The 6,983-nt window shown below is 63.8% G+C and carries 5 protein-coding genes and 1 pseudogene; 3 read left to right on the top strand and 3 right to left on the bottom strand.

Annotated features, from left to right (window positions below; all coding sequences use genetic code 11):
• The 3 genes and pseudogenes from EN925_RS16730 to EN925_RS16720 all read right to left on the bottom strand — a co-directional run.
• A pseudogene (locus EN925_RS16730) lies at positions 1-264 on the bottom strand (peptide ABC transporter substrate-binding protein); the annotation flags it as partial.
• Between the two features lie 34 nt (positions 265-298).
• On the bottom strand, positions 299-1,075 hold the full coding sequence (locus tag EN925_RS16725) for a DUF427 domain-containing protein (RefSeq protein WP_024503939.1): 777 nt from the start codon (positions 1,073-1,075) through the stop codon (positions 299-301).
• 14 nt (positions 1,076-1,089) lie between these two features.
• Positions 1,090-2,448: an LLM class flavin-dependent oxidoreductase gene (locus EN925_RS16720; protein ID WP_024503940.1), complete on the bottom strand. Its 1,359-nt coding sequence runs from the start codon at positions 2,446-2,448 to the stop codon at positions 1,090-1,092.
• Positions 2,449-2,639: 191 nt separating this feature from the next.
• Here EN925_RS16720 and EN925_RS16715 point away from each other — a divergent pair, with 191 nt between their 5' ends.
• The 3 genes from EN925_RS16715 to EN925_RS16705 form a co-directional block, all read left to right on the top strand.
• Entirely contained in the window at positions 2,640-4,448 is a 1,809-nt protein-coding gene (locus tag EN925_RS16715) for an ABC transporter ATP-binding protein (protein WP_127368932.1), read from the top strand.
• Between the two features lie 193 nt (positions 4,449-4,641).
• The gene (locus tag EN925_RS16710) at positions 4,642-5,058 is read left to right on the top strand and encodes a hypothetical protein (RefSeq protein ID WP_127368933.1); all 417 of its coding nucleotides are present in this window, start codon (positions 4,642-4,644) and stop codon (positions 5,056-5,058) included.
• A gap of 290 nt (positions 5,059-5,348) precedes the next feature.
• The coding region (locus EN925_RS16705; RefSeq protein ID WP_164894241.1) for an ABC transporter ATP-binding protein at positions 5,349-6,983 on the top strand (1,635 nt) is incomplete at its 3' end.

Here is a 6,983-nt window from a genome sequence, read left to right as displayed (position 1 = left end):
GATGCGGGCCGGATCGGTCACCGAAACCGGATCGATCGCCTTGGTCGGCTGGCCGAGCCCGACGCGAACCGTGCCGCCGCCGGCAGCCGCGGCGCGCGCGCCTCCCAACCCCTGCGAGGCGGCAAAGCCGTTCAGGCCGAGCAGTGCGGCATATCTGAGGAGATCGCGGCGCTTGAGAAAGCCGCCCTGATGTTCGTCGACGGCGACATTCCAGATGTCCCCCGACAGATTGCGAACTGCGTCGATATCTCTGCGTCTGGTCATTTTGAAACCCTGCTTTGAAATGAAGATTGAAAATCTATGCGACGGGCTCGCCGTCGAGATGGATGCGGTCGACGGCCTGCGGATAGAAGGCGATGAGGCCCTTGATCTTCGGCATTTCCTCAATGGGATCCCGGTAGCTCCAGGCGATATCAGGGCGCACCGAACCGTCGCTCAGCAGGCCGGACCAGTAAGAGGCGATGCCCTTGTAGGGACATCGCGTCGTGGTGACGGACGCCGTCAGCCGCTCCAGCCGGATGTCTTCCGCGGGCAGATAAAAACGCGTCGGCAGATGCGTCTCGAACAGCAGCACCGGGCGGTGGCTGTCGGCGATCGGCTCGCCGTCGAACCAGATCTGCAAATGGCTCGAGCTTTGCAGAACATCGATGCGTGCATAGGGATCGCGGGCGTGGACGAAGACTTCCTCTTCCTCCTCGAACCACTGGTCGACGGCCTTCCAGGTGAATGCAATGCGGCCGGCCAGCGGCGCCAGGTTTTCATCCGGCGGCGACACGAACGACCACGCCGCGTTGGCGCTGCGCCTGTCGCCGCTGTCGATATCCCAATAGGCGGTCTCGCCACCGACCGGATGCGGCTCGCGATGCAGCGAAGGTTTCAGCACCGATGGGTCGACCGCTGACGGCGGGAAGAAATAGATCGGCAGGAAATGGTTGGAGCGCAGCACCAGCACGTTGCGGCTGTCGGCGATGGTGCGGCCGCCGAATTTGACGCGCACACGCTTGGGGCTGTGCAGGACATTGACGAGCTGCGGCGCGGTCGCTTCGCGTGGCTGCAATCTTGGTGCGACGGTCATGATCGTTCTTCCGGTCAGGACACGGCACGCGCATTGTCGCGCTGCTCGGCGAAGCGGTTGGCGGGCCGCGCCAGGCCGAAACGGTCGCGCAGCGTTCCCGGCCCGTATTCGGTCGGGAAGACGCCGCGCCGCTGCAGCTCCGGCACCACCTGTTCGGCAAAATTCACCCAGTCTTCTGGCAGCAGCGGGAACATCAGGTTGAAGCCGTCAGCGGCACCCGAAACGAACCAGTCCTGCAACTGGTCCGCGATCTGTACCGGCGTGCCGGCAACCGTCGGCACCGAACCGCTGTTGGCGAGCTTGCGCGCGATCTCGCGCAGGCTGAGATTCTGCTTCGCCCACTGCTTGACCCGGTTGAGCGATGTGCGCCCGCCATTGAACGTGCTTTCGTCCGGCAGCGGCGGCAGCGGCCCGTCCGGCGGGAACAGCGACAGGTCCAACCCGCTCCAGCTCGACAGAAGGTCGATGCCGACCTGATCCGGCAGCAAGGTCTGCAGGTATTCTTGCTTTTCCCGGCCTTCCGCTTCGGAGGCGGCGACGATCGGCAGGATGCCGGGCAGGATCTTGAAGCTCTCCGGCCGCCTGCCGTGGCGGGCCAGCCGCTCGTTGATATCCTGACGGTATTTGATGCCATCCTCCTTGGTGCTGTAGATGGCGAAGTGCGCATCGGCCTGGGCGGTGGCGAAGTTCTTGCCATCTTCGGACGAGCCGGCCTGGACGATTAGCGGATGGCCTTGCGGCGGCCGCGAGACATTGAGCGGCCCACGCACCTTGAAGTGCTTGCCCTTGTGATCGATGGGATGGACCTTGTCGGGGTCGGCGAAATGGCCTGACGCCTTGTCGATCAGCAGCGCCTCGTCTTCCCAGCTGTCCCACAGCGCCTTGACGATATCGAGGAATTCGGCCGCGCGTTCATAGCGGAAAGCATGTTCGATATTGCCGTCTCGGCCGAAATTGCGCGCCTCCTCATCCATGGCCGAGGTGACGACGTTCCACGACGCCCTGCCCTTGCTGATATGGTCGAGCGAGGCGAACATGCGCGCCACATTGTACGGCTCGCTGTAGGAACTCGACGCCGTGGTGATCAGGCCGATATGCTTGGTCACGCTAGCCAGCGCCGATAGCAGCGTCAGCGGTTCGAGGCGGGCATTGGCGTAATGGGCGACGCCGCTCTTGACTGAATCCCAGATCGACACGTGGTCGGCGACGAAGATGGTGTCGATCCTGGCGCGTTCGGCCGCCTGCACGAGATCGCGGTAGAATTCGAAATCCAGTACCTCCCGCCCCGGCGCCCTCGGGTGGCGCCACGACATCCGATGATCGCCCTGCGGGTTGAAGAAGAATGCGCTGAGGATCATGTGGTCTCGAGCCATGCCGGGCCTCCTTCCAGATCTGCTCCGGAGACCGTCGCGCTGCCTCGGCAGACGGCGACAATCTCTGCTGATGCGAGAAAGGTAGATTGCGCTCCGGCTTAATTCGAGTAATTTTATAAAGATAATGTATTGCGAAAGCGGAAGCGATTGCCCTCGATGGCGGCGCTGGAAGAAAGTGGTTTCAAGTCCCCATGTCCTCCTCGGTTCTGAACGTAGACCAGCTGTCCGTGGCCTATGACGGGCGCAAGGGATCGCATCCCGCCGTCAGCGGCGTGTCACTGCACATCGGCGAAGGCGAAGCGCTCGGCCTGGTTGGCGAGTCGGGATCGGGCAAAAGCTCGGTGGCGCTCGCCATATTGCGCTATCTGCCGAAAAACGCCCGCATCGCTGCGTCGGCGCTGGAATTCCAGGGCCGCGAAATCCGCGACCTTTCCGCCGAGCAGCTGCGCCGGCTCAGGGGAAATCATATCGCCGCCGTCTACCAGCATCCCGGTGCTGCCCTCAATCCAAGCATGACGATCGGCCGCCAGATCACCGAGACGGTCATGCGGCATCGCCCGGTTCGCCTCGAAGAGGCGCGCGGGCGCGCCGCCGAACTGCTCGGCCGCGTCCGGGTCAGCCATCCGGAGCGGGTGCTGGATCTCTATCCGCACGAACTCTCCGGCGGCATGCAGCAGCGCGCCAACATCGCCATTGCCATTGCGCTCGACCCATCGCTGCTGGTGCTGGATGAGCCGACGACGGCGCTCGACGCCAGCGTCCAGTCCGAGATCATCGCCATCCTCTCCGACTTACGCAAGGATCACAAAACCAGCATCCTGCTGATCAGCCACGACATCAATATGATCCGCCGCTCCTGCGACCGGGTGGCGGTGATGCAGGCGGGAACCGTGGTCGAAAGCGGCGTTGCGAGCGATGTCTTCGACAACCCCTCTCACGCCTACACCAAGGCGCTCATCGCCTCGATCCCGGCGCTCAACTACACCAAGCGGGACGGAAGACTGGCGGAGACGGACGGCGTGCCAGCGCACCCAATAGTCCAAGGCGAAGACGCCGGCCTGCCAAAAGAACGCCGCATCGCGATCGCCTGCAAAGGCATCAGTCATGCCTTCGGCAGCCAGCCAGTGCTGCACCACGTCGATCTCGACATCGGCCAGGGCGAGACCTTCGGGCTGATCGGCGAGTCCGGTTCTGGCAAGTCGACCCTGGCACGGATCGTCACCGGTCTGCAGACGCCAAGCGCCGGATCGGTCGAACTGTTCGGCAGGACGGTCGCGCCGCGCGTCGAGAAGAGAAACCTTGCCGAACGCCGCGACGTGCAGATGGTCTTCCAGTCGCCGGATCGCACGCTCAATCCGCGCCAGCGGATCGGCACGATCCTCGGCCGCCCGCTGCGCAGGCTCGCCGGCCTGCGCCGCAGCGAGGTGAGAGCCCGCGTCGGCGACCTGCTGCAATCGGTTCGCCTCGCCGGCGCCACGGCCGAGCAGAAATCGCGTTCGCTGTCCGGTGGCCAGCGGCAGCGGGCGGCAATCGCGCGCGCCTTCGCCGGCGTGCCGAAGGTCGTCGTGCTCGATGAACCGACTTCCGCGCTCGACGTCTCCGTCCAGGCGACCGTTCTCAACCTGCTCAACGACCTGCAGCGCGACAAGGACACGACCTATCTGTTCATCAGCCACGACCTCAGGGTGGTGCGCTACATGGCCGACAGGATCGGCGTGCTCTATCGCGGACGCCTGGTCGAAACCGGCTCCTCCGACCAGATTTTTCGCGGCCCCAACCACCCCTATACGGCCCTGCTTTTGGCTGCGTCCTCCGACGAAGCTGCGCCGAGACTATCCGCTCCAATCGAGATCGAGTCGGCCGGCGTCCCGAATACGGGGTGCTCCTTCGCCGACCGCTGCCCGCTGGTCCTGCTCGACTGCCGAAAGACGGAGCCGCCGGCCCGAGAGACCGCGGCAGGGCATCTGATCGCCTGCTGGCGGCACGGCAAGGGTGTCTGAGCGCCCGAAGGTCCGCAGCAGTGGCAGGGTTTTAGCGGCAAGCAGATCGTCGATGTCTGGAACCTCTCCGACGGCTGCTGCGGAGTTCCTGCCGCCGTGGTTGGGCCGCTTCCTCGCATACAAGTACATTCATTTGTGCTAATATATAACTGTCATGCACATTCGTTTCGTGACGAAGACGTGCGAGGATGCAATGAAAACCATGAATCGCAGGTCTGCAATTGCTCTCGGTGTGATGGCTGTCGCGATAACGCCTCTGTTCACCCTGGCGGCATCAGCGAAGAAATACGGCCCGAAGGAAGGCAAGGAGATTGCGCCCGGTGTCAGGGTGGTTGAGGTCAGCACCGGCAACTCCGACATTCCCGCCTACAAGAGCATCGCAATTGTCGACGTGGTATTTCAGCCCGGCGCACACGCGCCTCAGATGGTGATGGACAACGATATGATCTGCACCATTGCTTCAGGTGCGTTCACGATCAAGAAGGCCGACAAGGAATTCAAGCTCAAGACGGGTGACATGTACACCTGCGCCAAAGGCAAGACCGACGAGGCGACAAATACAAGCAAGGAGGTCGGCGTGCATCGGATCGCCGTCCTGATACCTGCCTAGCAAACCGGATTCCGGCCGGATGGAAGGTCGCATGCCGTCCGGCCGGCGCTTGCGTACACTAGGTGCTGGCCTCGTCCGGCCAACGCCCTTCGGCAAGATCGGCAGGATTCCGCCGCTGGTGCCAGCCAGGTCACAGCCGCATGTTCGCTTTCCTTCAGGCACAGTGCGATGCCGGCATTGGCTCTTGAAGGGCCAAGCCAGACCCGCGTAACATAGCGCCAAGTCAACCGCTCACATTGAGTCTGCTTTATTAGTCCGGGCTAACGTCCGGATTGGTTTGGATATTTTCCTTGAACACGCAAGCAACCAGCAGCGCATCGGAGCGCGGCAAATCGTTTGCCCATGTGGCGGAAGCCTCCTGGGGCAAGGGCCTTAGCACCTTGCTCCGCATCGTGCGCATGACGCTGCGCCATCCCTGGCAGGTCGCCATCACCATCGTCTCGACCTTCATCGCCGCGACGCTGCAGCTTTTCATTCCACGCCTGCTGGGACGCGCCATCGACCAGGCGCAAGGCGTGATGGCCGCAGGCGCCGGCGCTGCGGCGGAACAGGCGCTGTGGAACACGGCGCTGACGCTGCTCGTCGTCTCGATCCTGCGCGGCCTCTTCACCATGGCGCAGAACTACTATGGCGAGGCCGTCGGTCATCGCACCGGCTATGAACTGCGGCTGGCCTTCTACGAGAAGGTCCAGCGCCTGAGCTTCGCCTACCACGACAGGGTCCACACCGGCGATTTGATCACGCTCGGCCTGCTCGATCTCGACGGCGTGCGCATGTTCTTCTCCACCGGCATTTTGCGTGTGGTGCTGCTCGGCGTGCTGATCGGCGTCGGCGCCTATCTCCTGATCAGCACCGATCTCATGCTCGGGCTGCTCAGCCTGAGCTTCGTGCCGTTCGTTGCCTGGCGGTCCTCGGTCACCCAGCTCAAACTGCGCAGCACCTGGCTGACGTTGCAGGAGCGGCTGTCTGTGCTGAGCCGGGTGATGGATGAGAACCTCGGCGGCATCCGCGTCGTGCGGGCCTTTGCGGCACAGCGGCATGAGCTGGAAAAATTCGACCGCGCCAAGCGCGATGCGCTGGACCTCGCCAATCAGCGCGTCGACATCCGCGTCTCCAACACCAGCGCCATGAATTTTTCCTTCCTGGCCGCCATGGGGCTGGTGCTCTGGTTCGGCGGCCAGAAGGTGATCGCGGGTCAGATCAGCGTCGGCACGCTCGCCCAGTTCCTTACCTTCATGACCATCCTGCAGATGCCGGTGCGCCAGCTCGGGCTGATGGTCAATTCCTTCGCGCGCGCCTCGACCTGCGGCAGCCGGCTATTCGAACTGCTCGACGCCGAACTCGACATCGAGGACGCGCCCGGCGCCAAGGATCTCGTCGTCACCGATGGCGTGCTGCGCTTCGACAATGTCGGCTTCCGCTACGAGGGCGCGGGCGACCGGCCGACTCTGTCGGGCATCTCCTTCGAGGCGAGGTCCGGCGAGACCATCGGCATCGTCGGCCCGCCAGGCAGCGGCAAGTCGACCATCGCGCACCTGATCCCGCGCTTCTACGACGTCACCTCAGGCGCGATAACCATCGACGGCCAGGACATCCGCAAGGTGACGCTGCAATCGTTGCGCAAGGCGGTCGGCGTCGTGCAGCAGGACGCGTTCCTGTTCACCACCTCGATCGAGAACAACATCGCCTACGGCAATCCCTGGGCGCGCGAGACCCGCATCGGGCAGGCAGCCGAGTACGCCCAATTGCACAATTACATCATGGGCCTCCCAGCCGGTTACACCACAGTCGTCGGCGAGCGCGGCGCGTCGCTTTCCGGTGGCCAGCGGCAGCGCCTGACCATCGCCCGCAGCCTGATGCTGCGGCCGTCCGTGCTGGTCTTCGACGATTCCACCGCGGCCATCGACGCCGGCACCGAACAGCGT

The organism is Mesorhizobium sp. M7A.F.Ca.US.006.04.2.1, assembly GCF_004022915.1.
GTDB classification, from domain to species: domain Bacteria; phylum Pseudomonadota; class Alphaproteobacteria; order Rhizobiales; family Rhizobiaceae; genus Mesorhizobium; species Mesorhizobium ciceri.
The sequence above is the reverse complement of the archived record's forward strand: the minus strand, read 5'-3'. Positions and strand labels throughout refer to the sequence as shown.